Source organism: Streptomyces sp. NBC_00096 (genome assembly GCF_045041305.1).
Taxonomy (GTDB): Bacteria; Actinomycetota; Actinomycetes; order Streptomycetales; family Streptomycetaceae; genus Streptomyces.
In genome coordinates this window covers 6,936,025-6,951,710 of sequence record NZ_CP108221.1, presented here as the reverse complement: position 1 = coordinate 6,951,710, position 15,686 = coordinate 6,936,025, and the positions used below count along the sequence as shown (strand labels likewise).

Sequence of the window (15,686 nt, the reverse complement as noted above, 5' to 3'; positions counted from 1 at the left end):
ACGGGCGGAATGAAGACACGAGGAACCCGGCGGGCACCGCACATGCCCCGTGCCGGGACGAAGGGGTTAGGGGAGCCGTCATGGTGTCCGTGGGAGAGAGACTGAGCAACGCACGGGTCCGGGCCTTCATCGGCCGGGACGAGCAACTCGGGCGGTTCGCCGAGGCATTGGCCGGCGATCCGCAGGCGCCCTTCGCGTTCTACGTGTTCGGGCCCGGCGGGATCGGGAAGTCGACGCTGCTGCGCCGGCTGGCGGACCACGCCCGTACCGCGGGCCGGCAGCTCGTCGAAGTGGACGGCCGCTTCGTCAGCCGGGACCCGGCCGATTTCGAGCGCACGGCCCGGCCGTTCCTCGAGGTTCCCGGCGCGGTCCTGGTCGTGGACTCCTTCGAGCACTGCCAGTGGCTGGAGAGCTGGCTGTGGCACCACTTCCTGCCCCGGGCGGCGGACGGCACCCTGGTCGTCCTGGCCGGCCGGCTCGCACCGCAGCCGCAGTGGACCGCCGACCCCGCCTGGGCCGGGCTCCTGGAGGTGACCGAGCTGGAGCCCTTCTCCGAGGAGCAGGCCCGGAACCTGCTGGCCGCGACCCCGCTCAGCCCCGAGATACGCACCCGGGTGCTCCGGTTCGCCGGAGGCAACCCCCTGGCCCTGTCGCTCGCGGCAGCCGCGGGATCGACGGGCTTCGGCGGGGAGGAGATCTGGGCCCCGTCGGCGGACGTCCTGCGCACCCTGCTGGCGGGGCTGATCGGTGAGGTGCCCACGGCCGCCCACCGCCGCGCCCTGGAGGTGGCCGCGCAGGCGTACGCGACCTCCGAGGAGCTCCTCTCCGCGGTGCTGCCCGAGGAGGACGCCCACCTCCTCTTCTCCTGGCTGCGGGACCTGCCCTTCATGGAGTCCACGCACCGGGGACTCCACCCGCACGACGCCGCGCGCGAGACCCTGGCCGCCGACCTGCGCTGGCGGGCACCCACCACCTTCACGGCCACCCGCCGGCGCCTGGCCGAGGAGTACCTGCGCGTACTGCGCGAGGCACCGGAGGAGCGGGTGTGGACCGTCACCGACGAGCTCTTCTACCTCTTCCGGGAGGGCGAGACCCTGGCCCGGCTGCGCACCTGGTCCCGTGAGGACGAGGTGCACGACCGCCCGCTGCACCCGGGCGACCTCGCGGTGGTGCTGCGCATGGCGGCGGAGACCGAGGGTCCCGCATCCGCGGAACTGGTCCGCTACTGGGCGCAGCGCCAGCCGCAGGCCTTCAGCGTGTACCGGCTCGTGAGCACGGGCCGCATCGTGGCGTTCACGGCCCGGCTCGCCCTGCCGGCCCCTGCCGACCCCCTGGACGTGGCCACCGATCCGGTCGTCGCCGCGGCGTGGAAGCACACCGACGCCACCGATCCGGTGAGCCCCGGCGAGCACATCGGCATCAGCCGCTTCTCGATCTACCCGGAGTACTACCAGGTCCCCTCGCGCGTCATCGACCTGAGCAGTTCCCGCGCACAGGCGGAATCCGCCCGGGCCCGGGGCCGCGCCTACGGCTTCGCCGTCTTCCGGGACGCCGAGACCTGGGCCGCGCGCGTCAAGGGCACGCTCGGCGACACCGGTGCGCGACCGCGGGTGGGCGAGTACACCTACGGGCTGTTCGGCGTCGACTGGCGCCAGGAGCCCGTGGAAACCTGGCTCCGCCGCTTCATATCCGCCACAGAGGAGCCGGTCCCGGCAGGCCTCCCCGCGGCCGCCTCGGCCGTCCCGCCGGTCTCGCGCGCCGCGTTCGACCAGGCCGTACGGGAGGCGCTGACGCACTGGCGCAACCCGGGCGCCTTCGCCGCCGGGGCACTGCTGCGCGCCCGTCTCTCGGACGGATCCGGGGATCCCGTCGAGGAGTTGCGCGCCCTGCTGCGCCGGACCGTCGACGGCCTCGCCGACGACCCGCGCGGAGTACGGGCCCGCGAGGCCCTGACGGCGGGCTACTTCTCCGGAGCGCCCACGCAGGAAGCCGCTGCCCGCCGCCTGGGCCTTCCCTACGGCACCTACCGGCGCCACCTGCGCCAGGGCCTCGACCTGCTGTGCGCGGCCCTGTGGCAGCTGGAACTGGACGGCCCCTAGGCCGTCTGTATCGGATCTTGTCGCCCGGCAAGATCCGAAAGAGCGGCCCAGGCCGTTGCGCACGGTCCGGAGTGATTCCCCCGCCAACGCCCGTGCGTACAGCGGCCGGTGAACAGCTGCGGACAGGAGTGGACAGTCCCGGACCGCTACCGGTCTGGATAGTGGACAGCGAACCGCACGAGTCTGTGCGACATGAACCTCCCACACACACGGACGGCCCCGGCGCCACCCGCGCCACGGCCAGGAGCCGCACTCGCGGCCCTCGCCGCGGCCCAGTTCACGGTCATGCTCGCCACCTCGAACGTGAACGTGGCGCTCCCGCGGATCGCCGCCGGGGTGGGCCTGTCGGACGGCGGCACCACCTGGGTGGTCAACGCCTACGGCCTGGCGTTCGGGGCGCTGCTCCTGGCGGGCGGCCGGGCCGCCGACCTCCTCGGGCGCCGCCGGGTGCTCGTCATCGGTCTCGGACTGTTCGCCGTTGCCTCGCTGACAGCGGGACTGGCCGGTTCCGCGGGCGTGCTGATCGCGGCGCGCGCCGTTCAGGGCATCGGAGCCGCGGCCGTCGCCCCGGCCGCGCTCGCCCTCGCGCTGGCCCTGTTCCCGCCCGGACCCGGGCGGGGCAGGGTGCTGGGGGTGTGGGGCGCGGTCTCCGGGGCGGGGGCGGCCTGCGGCGTCCTCCTGGGCGGTGTCCTGACCCAGGCATGGGGCTGGCCCTGGATCTTCCACTCCGTGGCGCTGGGGACGGCGCTGGTCGTGGTCGCCGTGGTGGTACTCGTGCCACGGACGGCCGACCGGATGACCGGCAGGTTCGACCTGCTGGGCACCGCCGTCGTCACCGTCGCCCTGACCTGTCTGGTCTGGGGACTGACCACCGCACGCGGGACCGGCTGGACGGACCCTCCGGTGGCGGCCGCGCTCGTCGCCGCCGCCGTACTCCTCGCGGCCTTCGCGGTGATCGAGCTCCGCAGGCCGGACGCGCTGCTGCCGCCGCGCCTGTTCACCACCGGCCGGGTCGCCGCGGGCAACCTGCTGATGGCCCTGCTGGGGTCCGTGTGGATCGCGTTGTTCTTCTTCCTGCCGCTCTACCAGCAACAGGTGCTCGGGGAGGGCCCCCTGGTCACCGGGGTCGGCCAACTCCCGCTCGCGGCGGCCAATGTGCTCGGCGCGGCTCTGGCGCCGCGGGTCGCCCGGCGCCTCGGTGCCACCACGACGCTGACCGCGGCCCTGCTCACCGAGGCCCTGGGCCTGCTGTGGCTGTCCCGGATCAGCGCCCACGGCAGCTACGCCACGGACGTGCTCGGTCCGAGCATCCTGGTCGGCCTGGGCCTGGGCATCGCCTTCGTCCAGCTCACCGCGCTCGCCGTGGAGGGCGTCCCGGCGCGGGACGCGGGGCTGGCCGGCGGTCTGGTGAACACCACGCGCCAGGTCGGAGGCGCGATCGGCCTGGCGGCCCTGGCCAGCCTCGCCGGCTCCGTCACCGCGCACTCCGCCGCCCACCAGACCCGCCTGGAGGCGCTCACCACCGGCTACCGCACCGCGTTCACGGTCTCGGCCTCGGTCATCACCGCCACCGCGCTCCTGGCCCTGTTCCTCACCCGCCGGGCCGGCCGCACCGGCCCGTCCACCGCGACCCCCTCCACCCGCCCGCCCTCCGACCCGGCGGAGCTCCCCCGTCTCTCCCGAACCGGCTGAACCCGGCCGAACCGATCGTTCGGCACCACCACCGGAACACCCCCTCATCCCCTTCATCCCCGTCACGACAGGAAGCACAGCCATGGTCACCATCGACGAAACCGCCCCCGTCATCGTCCGTCTGAGCACCACGATCGCCGCCCCCCTCGCGACGGTGTGGGCACTGCACACCGACGTCGCGGACTGGCCCGCCTGGAACCCGGACATCACCCGGGCCGAGCTCGACGGCCCGCTGCTGCCGGGCAGTTGCTTCAGCTGGCAGACGCACGGCCTGGAGATCACCTCCACCGTGCAGGAACTGGTGCCCGGCGAGCGGAGCGTGTGGGGCGGCGCCACCAACGGCATCGACGGCATCCACGTCTGGACCTTCGAGCAGAGCGGTGACCACGTCACCGTCAGCACCGAGGAGTCCTGGAGCGGCGCCCCCGTCGAGGCCGAGACGGAGTACCTCGCCAAGGCCCTCCACGACTCCCTCGAGGGCTGGCTCGCACACCTCAAGTCCCGCGCCGAGCAGTCCGCCTGATCCAGCTCCTGATCCAGCTCCTGACCCAGCGCCAGATCCGCCACCACAGCACCGCCCCACATCCACCGGAAGAGGTTCCGCAATGACGTCCGACAAGCCTTACCTGAACGGTCACTACACCCCCGTCACCGACGAGGTCACCGCCACCGACCTCACCGTCGAGGGCACCCTGCCCCCCGAGCTGACCGGCCGCCTGCTCCGCAACGGCCACAACCCCAAGCCCGGGGTCACCCCGACGCACTGGTTCAAGGGCAGCGGCATGGTCCACGGGATCCGGCTGCGCGAGGGCCGCGCGGAGTGGTACCGCAACCGCTGGGTGCGCACCCCCGCGCTGGAGGGCGCCCCGTACATGACGGAGAAGGGCCCCGACCTGACGGCCAGCGCCGCCGGCACGCACATCATCGAGCACGCCGGACGCCTCCTGGCCCTGTGCGAGTCGAACTTCCCCTTCGAGCTCACCCCGGAGCTGGAGACCATCGGAGTCCACGACTTCAGCGGCAAGCTGCGGACCGCGATGACCGCGCACCCCAAGGAAGACCCGGTGACGGGGGAACTGCACTTCTTCGGGTCCTCGCCGTTCCCGCCCTTCCTGACCTACTACGTCGCCAACGCCAAGGGCGAGATCGTCGACAGCGCCGAGGTTCCGGGAGCGAGCGCCTCCCTCAAGCACGACTTCGCCCTCACCCGCCACCACGTGGTCTTCGTCGAGGGCAACGTGACCTTCGACCCGACCGACCACTCCGGCATCCCCTACGGCTGGAGCGATCAGCAGCCCTCCCGCATCGGCATCATGCCGCGCGGCAACGACGGTGCGCGCCGCGTCCGCTGGTTCACCATCGAGCCGGGCAACATGCTCCACGTCTCAAACGCCTTCGAGGACGGCCAGGGCCGCATCGTCCTGGAAGGTCCCACCGTGGACCGGGACGGGTTCCAGCTGTCCTGGAACTGGTGGGCCGGCAACCCCGTGCGGGGCACCGAGCCCGTCTCCCGTTCCTTCTCGCGCCGCTGGGTCATCGACATGATCTCCGGCAGCGTCGACGAGCAGATCACCGACGACCTGCCGGTGGAGTTCCCCACCCTCAACGAGGAGTACCTGGGCGTCGAGAACCGCTATCAGTACGCCGTCTCCTTCCCGGACGAGAGGGGCTTCGGCGGCTACGGCCTCGTCAAGTACGACCGCACCACGGGCACCCGCCGGATCCACGAGGTCGGCGACGCCCGGATGCCCAGTGAAGCGGTCTTCGTCCCGGCGGCCGGGGCCGCCAACGAGGACGACGGCTACCTCCTGACCGTGGTCTCCGACCTCAAGCAGAACGCCTCGCAGCTGCTGGTCCTCGATGCCTCCGGCCTGGACCGGGTCGCCACCGTCCACCTGCCCCACCGCGTGGCCGCCGGGCTCCACGGCTCCTGGCTCCCCGACACCGCCCCTGAGGGCGCCGAGGGCTGACCCCGGCGAGGAGTGGCGCCGGCCCGCGGAGGTTCCGCGGGCCGGCGCCCGTGCGTGCGGGACAGGTCTTCTCCCGCACGAGGCACACGGCACACGGCACACGGCACGATCCGACCGGCCCGAACATCGCCCCGGTGTGACGCAGCACTCCCGGCCCGTGTTCCGGACAGCCTTGTCACATGGCGAGAACACGCCGGACACTGTTCACGTACGGTAGCGGCTAACATCCCACGAGTGATGATCACATCGGGATGTGAGGGGCTGATCACCACTTATGACGACTCAATCGACACCGGCGGAGCAACTCGGCGAGGCGTCCGGACGGCTCTCCCGGGAGCGCCGGGAGCTGGCGCAGGACATCGCGCGGCACGTGGTCACCGACCTGGCGCCGCGCGAGGCACGGCACTTCGAGCAGCGGGCGCGGGCCCACTTCCGCCCGCGCCGGCCGTGGAGCGGCCGCCGCACCACACGGTTCGATCCGCTGGGGCTCCCCGCGGAGTTGCTGACACCGGCCGCCCTGGCCGTGGCCACGGCACTGCTGGGGGCCGTGTCCACGGAGGTGGTGGCCGCTCTGGGACAACGCACCCGGAGCCGCCTGAGCCGTCGCGGCCGGCGAAGGGCACGGGCGGCGGCGGTCACTTCGCCCCAGGCCCCCGGGCCGGACGCCCGGCCCGACCCCACGGCCGCCGAGCTGCTGCGCTGGCACACCAGCACCCTGGAGGCCGCCCGCGGCTGCCGACTGCCCGAGGAACTCGCCCGGCGCGTGGCCAACGCCGCGCTGGCGCACCTCGTACAGTCCCTGGGCGCGGGACCCGCCCCCGTCGGCCCCGGGTCCGCCGAGGACACCGCAGGCACCGCCCCGGAGGCCCTCCCGTCCAACTCCTCGTACCCTTCGGACCCTTCGGACCCCTCGGACCCTTCGGAGCACCCGCACCCGCCGGTCCCGCCAAGTCCGCCGGGTCCGCCCGGTGTTGACGGGCCGCCGCCGGCCGAGCGCTGACCAGCGCCGTGTTCCTGCGGGCCCTGCTGTTCTGGTTCACGCTCACCGTCGCGGCCGGCGCGATCGCCTTCCCGACGACACCCGAACGTCAGCAACGGGACTCCTGGCAGTACCAGTACTGCGTCCGGCAGATCGAGTCCGAGTACCTCTCCTCCTCGCCCCGCACCCCCGACGAGATGCGGCTCGCCGCCGCGAACCCCTTCTGGCAGCGGACGGTCCTCCCGGAGCCGTACCGCTCCGAGGCCGCCGCAACCGTCGCGCTGACGTGCGGAGTGCGCCCCGTCGACCGCCCCGAACAGCGTGCGGGCCTGGCCGTCGGCGTACTGGCCGGAGGCGGATTCCTCCTCTACTGGCTGCTCCCCTACCTGACCGTCCTCCGGTACGGCCTCAAGCGCGAGCGCCCGCATGAGGCCGGCACCGTCGACGGGGACGGCGAGCCCCTTCCCTGCCTCGACACCGCCGTACGAGGGCTCGCGGCGGACACCGGGGTCACCGTGCACGCGGTGATGTACAACGCCGTCGACCCGACGGCCAACGCCGTGGCCTTCGGGCACGCGGGCCGGCGGTACGTCGAGCTGGCGAGCGGCATGGAGGACCTGCTCGTGCAGGACCGGGCCGCCTTCGACGCCGTCGTCCTCCACGAACTCGGTCACATCCGCAACCGCGACCTCGACGTCACCCAGGCCGTCACGGCCCTGTGGTGGGCGTTCGTGACGCTGGTCGCCGCCGCCTTCTGCCTGTCCCTCACGGGATTCGCGGCCGACCGCGCCGGGCTGCACGCGCTGTGCCTGCAGCTAGTACTGCTCACCTGCGTGGTCTACGCGGCCCGCAACAGCTACCTCCACTCACGCGAGTTGCACGCCGACGCCTTCGCGGCCACCCACCCGGCAGGCGCCACCACCACCAACAGCGGTGAGACTTCCCGGGAGTCGCTGGACCGGTTCCTCGGCCGGCTGGCCGCGCAACGCCCCGACGAGGCGGGCGAGACGTCCGCCTGGCCCTTCGCCACTCATCCCACCCTCGCCCGCCGGAGGGCGGCGCTGCTCCGGCCCGCGCTCGCCGACGAGTTCACCGGCTGGGAGGCGGCCCTGATCGGCTGCATCCTCGCCTTCGCCGTGAACCTCGTACTGGGGCACAGTTTCGACATCATGCTGTTCGCGCTCCGCAACGGCAACCTCGATCCGGCCGATCTGCACACGCTCCGGCCGGTGTACGTCCGGGCCACCCTGCCGCTGCTCCTCGTGGCAGGACCCGTCATCGGGCTGGGCGTGCGGTACTCGGTCCTCGCGCGGGGCGGCCCGCACCGCCATCGCCTCCCCCTGGCCCGTCGCCTGGCCACGCTGTCGGCCTGCCTCTGGGCCGGGATGTGCCTGGGCTGTCTGATCCGTCCCGGACCGCTGACCGACACGGCCCCCGCGGACGGGATGCCCGTCATGCTGTGGCAGTCGCTGACCGGTTCGGCCGTCCTGGGCCTGGCCGTGACGTCCGCCGCATCGATCGGCCTCTGCGCGCTCCTGGCGCTCGGCGGCGAAGCGGTGGCGCTGCGCCGCCGACCCGCTCTGCTCCTGACCGGCGTCCACGGGGCCCTAGTCGTCCTCGCCTGGTTCCCCACCGCGCTCGTGGCGCCCGCCGGCCCGTACCTCCGTGCCGTGGTCCTCGGCCTGCCGCTCCTCGGTGCCGGTTGCCTGCTCCGCTCCCGGCGCCCGCGGCCGCCGCGCGCCCTCCGGCTGCCGGTGCGCGCCGGTCGTGGCCCCGGCACCGTGACGGTCGCGTCCTCGCCGCTGCGTACGCCGCTCCTGGTCCTGTGCCACCTGACGACCCTCGGGGTGACGGCCTGGGCCCTCGTGGTCGCGGGGCGGCTCCTCACGTTCTCCACCTCCCCCACGGCGCTGGTCCTGGCCAGGTCGCTGGGGCTGGTGCTGTTCGTCCTCGGCATGGGGGCCGCCGCCCGCGCGCCGCACGACGCCCTGTTCCGGCGGCGCGTGCACGCCGCGATGTGCTGCCTCCTGGGCGCCGCCGCCCTGAAGGCGCTGGAGGGGCTGCTGAGCGGCACGATCCCGCCGTCGCTGTGCCTGGCCCTGCTGGCCCCCGCTTGCGGGGTGCTCGTGTCCTTCCGGGTCACGGCGGCCGCCCTCTACGACCTGCGGCACGGCGGGGCGCCCCGACCGGGCCGGTGGCCGCGTACCGCCCGCGGAGCACACGCGCCCGGGCGGCCGGAAGCCGCCCCGCGGGAATCCCCGCCCTGCCCCGGTGTACCGGGACAGGGCGGGGGCATCGCGGGGACCGGTGACACGGCGGCTCAGGGCCGTGTCACGGCAGCCGGGCCGCCGCCGGGACAGCCGCCCTCCTGAGGGCTAGCGCCCGGCCAGGACCGCCGACGCCACCGACCGCGGTACGGCCGCGGGCGCGGCCGGACGGGTGGAGAAGGTGCCCCGGCCCCGGGTCCGGCCGCGGAGCCCGGACGCGTAGCCGAACAGTTCGGCCAGGGGAACGGCCGCCGTGACCACCGCGGTGCCGGCCTGGGAGGTGGAGCCCGAGACCTTCCCGCGGCGGGCCGCGAGATCGCCGAGCACTCCGCCGACGGTGTCCTCGGGGACGGTGACCGTGACCTCCACGACCGGCTCCAGGAGTTCCATCACGCTCGCCCGCAGCGCCTCGCGCAGCGCGAACCTGCCCGCCGCCCGGAACGCCATCTCCGAGGAGTCCTTGGAGTGGGTCGCGCCGTCGGTGAGCGTGACCCGCAGTCCGGTCACCGGGTAGCCGCCCAGGGGACCCTCGGCGAGGGCGTCCCGGCAGCCGGCCTCCACGGCGCGCACGTACTCCTGGGGCACCCGGCCGCCGACGACCGTCGACCGGAACTCCATCCCCGCCTCCTCCCCCGGCTCGACGTCCACGACCACGTGCGCGAACTGGCCGGCGCCGCCGTCCTGTTTGACGTGCCGGTACACGAGGTCCGTCACACCCCGCACCACGGTCTCCCGGTAGGAGACCTGCGGCCGGCCGACGGTGACGTCCAGCCCGTGGTCGCGGCGGATCTTCTCCACCGCGACCTCGAGGTGGAGTTCACCCATCCCCGACAGGACGGTCTGGCCGGTCTCCGGGTCGGACCGCACCACGAGGGAGGGGTCCTCGACGGCGAGCCGCGCCAGTGCCGACGACAGCCGGGCGACGTCGGTGTTGCGCCTGGCTTCCACCGCCACCGTCACCACCGGTTCGGCGACCCTGGGCGGTTCCAGGACCACGGGCGCGTCCGGTGCGCACAGGGTCGCCCCGGTGCGTACGTTCTTCAGCCCCACCACGGCGACGATGTCACCGGCCGTCACCTCCTCCATCTCCTCGTGCCGGTCTGCCTGCACGCGCAGGATCCGGCCGATCCGCTCCGTCCGGCCCGTGCCCGCGTCCAGTACCGTCTCCCCCTTGCGCGCCGTGCCCGCGTACACGCGCAGGTAGGTGAGCCGGCCGGTCGCCGTGGCCGTCACCTTGAACGCCAGGGCGGTGAAGGGCTCCGCCGGGTCGGTGGCCCGCTCCCGCTCCGTGCCGTCGAGCGTGCCGCGTACGGCCGGCACGTCGGCGGGTGAGGGCAGGTACGCCAGCACCGCGTCGAGCAGCGGTTCCACACCCCGGTTGCGGTACGCCGAGCCGCACAGCACCACGACGCCGTCACCGCTCAGGGTCAGGTCGCGCAGCGCGGCGGCCAGGGTGTCCTCGGTCAGGGCCGCCGCCGCGCAGAACTCCTCCAGCGCGGCCGGGTGGAGCTCGGCCACCGCCTCCTCCAGCGCCCGGCGCCTGCGGCGGGCCTCCTCCCGCAGCTCTTCGGGGACCGGTCCGGTCTCGCACGCATCGGTTCCGGTCCGCCACACCAGTGCGCGCATCTTCAGCAGGTCGACCACTCCGGTGAAGCCGTCCTCCCGCCCGATGGGCAACTGGACCACCAGGGGGACGACGCCCAGCCGTTCGCGGATCGATTCGACGGCGGTGTCCAGGTCCGCGCCCGCCCGGTCGAGCTTGTTGACGAACGCGATCCGCGGCACACCGTGCCGGTCGGCCTGCCGCCACACCGACTCGCTCTGCGGTTCGACGCCCGCGACGGCGTCGAACACCGCGACCGCGCCGTCGAGCACCCGCAGCGAACGCTCCACCTCGTCGGAGAAGTCGACGTGGCCGGGCGTGTCGATGAGGTTGAGACGGTGGCCGTGCCAGGCGCAGCTGACGGCCGCCGCGAAGATGGTGATGCCGCGGTCGCGTTCCTGGGGGTCGAAGTCGGTGACGGTGGTGCCTTCATGGACCTCCCCGCGCTTGTGGACGGTGCCGGTGGCGAACAGGATCCGTTCGGTGACCGTCGTCTTGCCCGCGTCCACGTGCGCGAGGATGCCCAGGTTGCGGATGGTGGGGAGGGGGGCGGTGGAGGGGTGTCGCTGCTCGGTGCGCATGGCCCGATGCCTTTCGGATGGTGAGGAGAGGGGCAGCGCGATTCCCGGACGGGGAGGGGCCTTCGGTCGTCGTTCCCGACCTCCCGCGGCGGCCCCGGTCAGGGCCCGCCCGCACCCGGCCGCGCCGTACGCCCGTGGACGCGCACGGCCGGGCCCCCGCTACGGGGCGGGCAGTGGGCGTGCGGAGGCGACGGGACGGTACAGGGGCAGCGGAACTCGTAGGTCAGACCTGCGTCACGGGCATACGGTGGCGGCCGCGCAGCCGGCACCGCGCGTCGCGGGACACCGGGATCACGTCGTACCGCGCGGGGGGAACGAAGGCGGCGGTGCGGTGACGGCACATGGCCCGGTTCCCCTCTCCTCAACTCGGCGACGAACGCGCCGTGATGTGCTGCGGCGCGTGAGGCGAGTGTAGTGAGCCCGGCCTGCCGGGGCACCGGATTTTCCCCGGTGCGGACAATTGGGTCACGGCATGCCTCAAGGATTCATTAAGGATGTTCTGCGCATGCTGGTCCGGCCACGCCCGGCCCGCACCGCGTACCGGCACCGCGCGGCCTGGTTCCCCATTGCCGGTCCATCCCCTATCACGACTCCGGGGTCGCACATCATGTCCCGCTCATCCGACATCCGGCCCGCCCGATTCCCTGAAGCGGCGAGGAGTTCCGGCGACGCCCTTCCTCCGGGCGGCTCCTTGAGCACCCTCGTGGGCGCCCCCGTCTCGGGTGAGAAGACCGCCCGCCGGGTCGGCCGTTCGTCGTTGTGCGGCCCGGACCGTACCGCCCTGTGGGCGCCCGTGATCCTCGCTCTCGGCCTCGGGCTGTGGGCGATCGCGCGCCCCTCCGCGTGGACGGACGAGATCGTCACCATGGACGTGGCACAGCGGTCCTGGCCACAGCTGGTCCGGCTGCTGGGGCGGGTCGATGCGGTGCACGGCCTGCACTACGCGCTGATGCACCTCGTCGGACAGGCCCTCGGGGTCAGCGAGTTCACGATGCGGCTGCCCTCCGCGGTGGCGGTGGCCGTCGCCGCCGGCGGTCTCTCGTGGCTGGGGCGGCTGCTCGGTGGCCCGCGGCTCGGCCTGTACGCGGGGCTGCTGCTCGCCGCCGCGCCCACCGCCTCGCGGTACGCGCAGGAGGCCCGCTCGTTCGCCTTCGTCATGGCCGTGGCCGTCCTGGCGACGGGCGCCCTGGTGAAGGTCCTCTCCGGCAGCCGCCGCTGGCCGGCCGGCTACGCCGTGCTGATCGCCCTGCTGGGCTGGCTCAACGTACTGGCACTGCTGCTGGTGGCCGCCCACGCCGTCACGGTGGCCCTGTGGCGTCCCGGCCGCCGCGAAACCGTACGGCTGCTCTCGGCCCAGGCCGCGGGCGTCGCCGCCGTCGTCCCACTGCTGGCCCTCGGCTTCTCCCAGCGCTCCGCCGTGGGCGAGGCCGCACCGGTCACCGGGTCGACCCCGTTCAACTACCTGACCTGGCTGCTCACCCCGGGCCAGGACACCCTCCCCGCCGCGCTGAAGCTCCTGCTCGCGCTCACGGCGCTGGCCGCCGTGGCCCTCCTGGTGGCCCGACGGCACCGGGCCCGGCACCTGGCGCTCTGCGTCGCCGTCGGCGCGCCCTGGCTGGTCGTGCCCCCGCTGCTCCTGCTGGCCGTCTCCCTCGGCCATCCCCTCTTCTCCTACCGCTACCTGCTGTTCTGCCTGCCGGCTCTGGCCCTGCTGCTCGCGGCGGCCGCCACCCTCGTGCCACGGCCCCGGCGGCTGCTGATCGCACTCGTGCTGGCCGTCCCCCTGTCCCTGTCCCACCTGGCCGTCCGCCACCAGGACAGCCGCCCCTGGGACAGCGGCGCCGTGGTCACCACACTGCGCGGCCGCGCCGCCCCCGGGGACGGGGTCCTGTTCAGCGGTGGCCGGTGCGAGCTGATCGCCTCCGCCCATCCGGGGGTCTTCGCCCGCCTCCCCGACCTGGGCGCGGCCGCGACGGCCGCCGAAGCCGGTTCCCTGGACGACCTGGCCGCCGATCCGGCGCTCCTGCAACGGCGGTTGACCGGTGCGCCGCGCGTCTGGCAGTTCAACTGCCTGCACGTCTCCTCCGGCTCCCGCGAGGAGGCCGAGCTCACGGTGGCCTCCCAGGAACAGGCGCTGACCCGGGCGGGCCTGTCCCGCGCCTACCGCCTCGGCGCCCGCGGCCTGGAGATCACGCTCTACCGTCGCTGAGCCCTTGCGGGTCGGCCGCCGGGAGTCGCAGGAGGAAGGTCGCGCCCCGGCCGTCCGGGTGGACGGTGAGTGTTCCGCCGTGGCGGCGGGCGATGTCCCGGGCGATGGCGAGGCCCAGTCCGCTGCCGCCCGTATCGCGGGTGCGCGCCTCGTCGAGGCGGGTGAACCGGTCGAAGATGCGCTCGCGGTCCGCCGCGGGGACGGGATCGCCGTCGTTGTGTACGGCGCATTCCACCTGTCCGGGCCCGGAGTCGAGCGTGACGGTGACCCGGGTGGCGGCGTGGCGGGCCGCGTTGTCGAGGAGGTTGCGCAGCAGGCGGCGCAACTGGTCGCGGTCGCCCCGGACCGTGAGGGGGCCTGCGGGCGCGTGGAGGGTGAGGTGTGCGGTGGATCCTGGCTGGGTGTGGGGAAGTTCGAGGAGGAGCTCGCGGGTGAGTTCGGTGACGTCCACGAGGTCCGCGGCCGTCGGCCCCGCGGGGGTGTCGTCGAGGCGGGCGAGGGTGAGGAGGTCGTCGACGAGGTGCTGCAGCCTCGTCGTGGCCTGCAGGGCGTTGGTGAGGGCAGCGGGCCGCTCCGGATGGGCGAGGGCGACTTCGAGGGTCGCGCGCAGGCCGGTGACGGGACTGCGCAGTTCGTGGGCGGCGTCGGCGATGAAGCGGCGCCCGCGGTGGGCGTGGGCGTCGAGGACGTCGAGGGTGTCGTTGGTGGTCCGGGCCAGGCGGGCGATCTCGTCCTCGGCCGCGGGGACGGGGACGCGGGTGCCGATGCCCGGCTGGTCGATGGTGGCGAGGCGGGTCCGGATGGCTTCCACGGGGCGCAGGGCGCGGCTGGTCGCCACCCAGGCGCTGAGGGCGACGACCAGGCCGGCCAGCGGGACCGCGCCGGCCAGGGCCGGGACGAGCGCGTCGGCCGTTCGGGTCGCCGCGGCGAGGTCGACGGCGACGTAGACGGTGTAGCGGCCGGCGGGGGCCGCCGAGGGATTGGGGACGTTGGGGTCGAGGGCGTGGACCTCGATGCTGGTGCCGGCCAGGTCCACGGTCCGTCCGCTCAGTGCCGCGGCCTGGAAGCGGCAGACGGGGACGGGCTCTCCGGTCGAGGTGCGGGAGGGTTCGCTCCCGCAGGAAGCGGCCGGCGTACCGAAGCGGACCGTCTCGAACGTGGCCCAACCGGGTCCCGCCGAGGCGGGTGCGGGCGGCAGCTTCCCGACCTCGTCGGGGAACGCTTCGAGGAACCAGGATTCGAACGGCCCCTTCGGGCCGATGATCACGACGGGCCCCTGGGCGATGATGTCCCTGGTGGCTTCCCGGTCCCTGGCCCGGGTACCGGCGAACTCCGCCGCGACCGAGCGGGACTGACTCAGAGCCAGGCCGCGGGCGGCGTCCAGCTGGGTGTCGCGGACGTCCTGGTGCAGCCACCACGCGCTGGCGCCCGCGAGTACCAGGGCGGCCGCGCCCGCGGCGAGGGCGGTACGGGCCCGCGTGGGCAGCCGCGCCCACCAAGGGAACATCCGGGCGGGGGTCCGGAGTACGGGCTCAGGCATGCGAGTCGTCCAGGCGGTAGCCGCGTCCCCGGACGGTCACGATGCTCCGGGTTCCGTACGGGTGGTCGATCTTGCGGCGCAGCAGGCTGATGTAGACCTCGACGATGGTCGCCGCGCCCCGGTAGGCGATGTCCCAGGCCTCCCCGAGGATGGTCTCCTTCGACAGCACCCGGCCCGGCTCGCGTATCAGGCATTCCAGGACCGCGAACTCCTGGCCGGTGACCTCGATGCGCTCGTCGCCGCGCCCGCAGGTCCGCGCCCGCGGGTCCAGCCACAGATCGCCGCAGCGCAGGACGTCCTGCGTTGCGGAGCCCGCCGCCGCGCGGGCGCTGCGGCGGATCAGCGCCCGCAGGTGCGCCTTGAGGACGACCAGGGAGAACGGCTTCGTCAGGTAGTCGTCCGCCCCGCTGTCCAGGCCGTGGGCCTCGTCGAGTTCCCCGTCCCTGGCCGTCAGCATCAGTACCGGCGTGTCCACGCCCAGGGCCCTGAGCCGGGTGCACACGGCGAAGCCGTTCATCGACGGCAGCATGACGTCCAGCACGATGGCCTCGAACCTGCCGGTGCTGCCGAGCTCCACGGCACGGAGGCCGTCCGCCGTGGGGGTGACGGTGTACCCCTCGTCCTCCAGCCCGTCGCGCAGCGCCGCCGCGATCACCGGATCGTCCTCCACCACCAGAATGTCCATCAGATCAGCATGGACCGGGGAGCCCGGCACGGCCCGGAGCCCACACCCGGGCCTTCAGGAA

General features: G+C 73.8%; 10 protein-coding genes. 7 read left to right on the top strand and 3 right to left on the bottom strand.

The genetic code is table 11. The features are described from left to right. Positions 1-89 precede the first annotated feature (89 nt). From OG904_RS31075 to OG904_RS31050, 6 genes are all read left to right on the top strand, one after another. Positions 90-2,099 (top strand): ATP-binding protein, encoded by a 2,010-nt coding sequence (locus OG904_RS31075; protein ID WP_405496676.1) that lies wholly within the window; start codon positions 90-92, stop codon positions 2,097-2,099. A gap of 192 nt (positions 2,100-2,291) precedes the next feature. After that, positions 2,292-3,791, top strand: coding sequence for an MFS transporter (locus tag OG904_RS31070; RefSeq protein ID WP_405496674.1), 1,500 nt, complete (start codon positions 2,292-2,294; stop codon positions 3,789-3,791). 82 nt (positions 3,792-3,873) lie between these two features. Next, positions 3,874-4,314 carry an SRPBCC family protein gene (locus tag OG904_RS31065; protein WP_405496672.1) on the top strand — a complete coding sequence of 147 codons (441 nt, stop codon included), beginning with the start codon at positions 3,874-3,876 and terminating at the stop codon, positions 4,312-4,314. An 82-nt stretch (positions 4,315-4,396) separates the two neighbouring features. Continuing rightward, positions 4,397-5,761 carry a carotenoid oxygenase family protein gene (locus OG904_RS31060; RefSeq protein WP_405496670.1) on the top strand — a complete coding sequence of 455 codons (1,365 nt, stop codon included), beginning with the start codon at positions 4,397-4,399 and terminating at the stop codon, positions 5,759-5,761. A gap of 274 nt (positions 5,762-6,035) precedes the next feature. Continuing rightward, positions 6,036-6,761, top strand: coding sequence for a hypothetical protein (locus OG904_RS31055; protein WP_405496668.1), 726 nt, complete (start codon positions 6,036-6,038; stop codon positions 6,759-6,761). Between the two features lie 8 nt (positions 6,762-6,769). Beyond that, complete coding sequence (locus tag OG904_RS31050; protein ID WP_405496666.1) at positions 6,770-9,112, top strand: M48 family metalloprotease; 2,343 nt, start codon at positions 6,770-6,772, stop codon at positions 9,110-9,112. A 3-nt stretch (positions 9,113-9,115) separates the two neighbouring features. On the opposite strand, the gene fusA is transcribed toward OG904_RS31050, so the two are convergent. Then, the gene (gene fusA, locus OG904_RS31045) at positions 9,116-11,191 is read right to left on the bottom strand and encodes an elongation factor G (protein WP_405496664.1); all 2,076 of its coding nucleotides are present in this window, start codon (positions 11,189-11,191) and stop codon (positions 9,116-9,118) included. A 691-nt stretch (positions 11,192-11,882) separates the two neighbouring features. Here fusA and OG904_RS31040 point away from each other — a divergent pair. Further along, on the top strand, positions 11,883-13,400 hold the full coding sequence (locus tag OG904_RS31040; protein ID WP_405496662.1) for a hypothetical protein: 1,518 nt from the start codon (positions 11,883-11,885) through the stop codon (positions 13,398-13,400). Here OG904_RS31040 and OG904_RS31035 read toward each other — a convergent pair. Together OG904_RS31035 and OG904_RS31030 are read right to left on the bottom strand one after the other, a co-directional pair. Continuing rightward, the gene (locus tag OG904_RS31035; protein WP_405496660.1) at positions 13,381-14,940 is read right to left on the bottom strand and encodes a sensor histidine kinase; all 1,560 of its coding nucleotides are present in this window, start codon (positions 14,938-14,940) and stop codon (positions 13,381-13,383) included. The two genes, OG904_RS31040 and OG904_RS31035, sit on opposite strands and share 20 nt — an antisense overlap. Then, positions 14,933-15,625, bottom strand: a complete 693-nt coding sequence (locus OG904_RS31030; RefSeq protein WP_405496658.1) for a response regulator transcription factor — start codon at positions 15,623-15,625, stop codon at positions 14,933-14,935. Before OG904_RS31030 ends, OG904_RS31035 begins: the two co-directional genes overlap by 8 nt. Between the last annotated feature and the right edge of the window lie 61 nt (positions 15,626-15,686).

Coding starts and splice junctions, on each gene's coding strand:
- OG904_RS31070 (WP_405496674.1), top strand. CDS start 2,292: ATGAACCTCCCACACACACGGACGGCCCCGGCGCCACCCGCGCCACGG.
- OG904_RS31065 (WP_405496672.1), top strand. CDS start 3,874: ATGGTCACCATCGACGAAACCGCCCCCGTCATCGTCCGTCTGAGCACC.
- OG904_RS31060 (WP_405496670.1), top strand. CDS start 4,397: ATGACGTCCGACAAGCCTTACCTGAACGGTCACTACACCCCCGTCACC.
- OG904_RS31055 (WP_405496668.1), top strand. CDS start 6,036: ATGACGACTCAATCGACACCGGCGGAGCAACTCGGCGAGGCGTCCGGA.
- fusA (WP_405496664.1), bottom strand. CDS start 11,191: ATGCGCACCGAGCAGCGACACCCCTCCACCGCCCCCCTCCCCACCATC.
- OG904_RS31035 (WP_405496660.1), bottom strand. CDS start 14,940: ATGCCTGAGCCCGTACTCCGGACCCCCGCCCGGATGTTCCCTTGGTGG.
- OG904_RS31030 (WP_405496658.1), bottom strand. CDS start 15,625: ATGGACATTCTGGTGGTGGAGGACGATCCGGTGATCGCGGCGGCGCTG.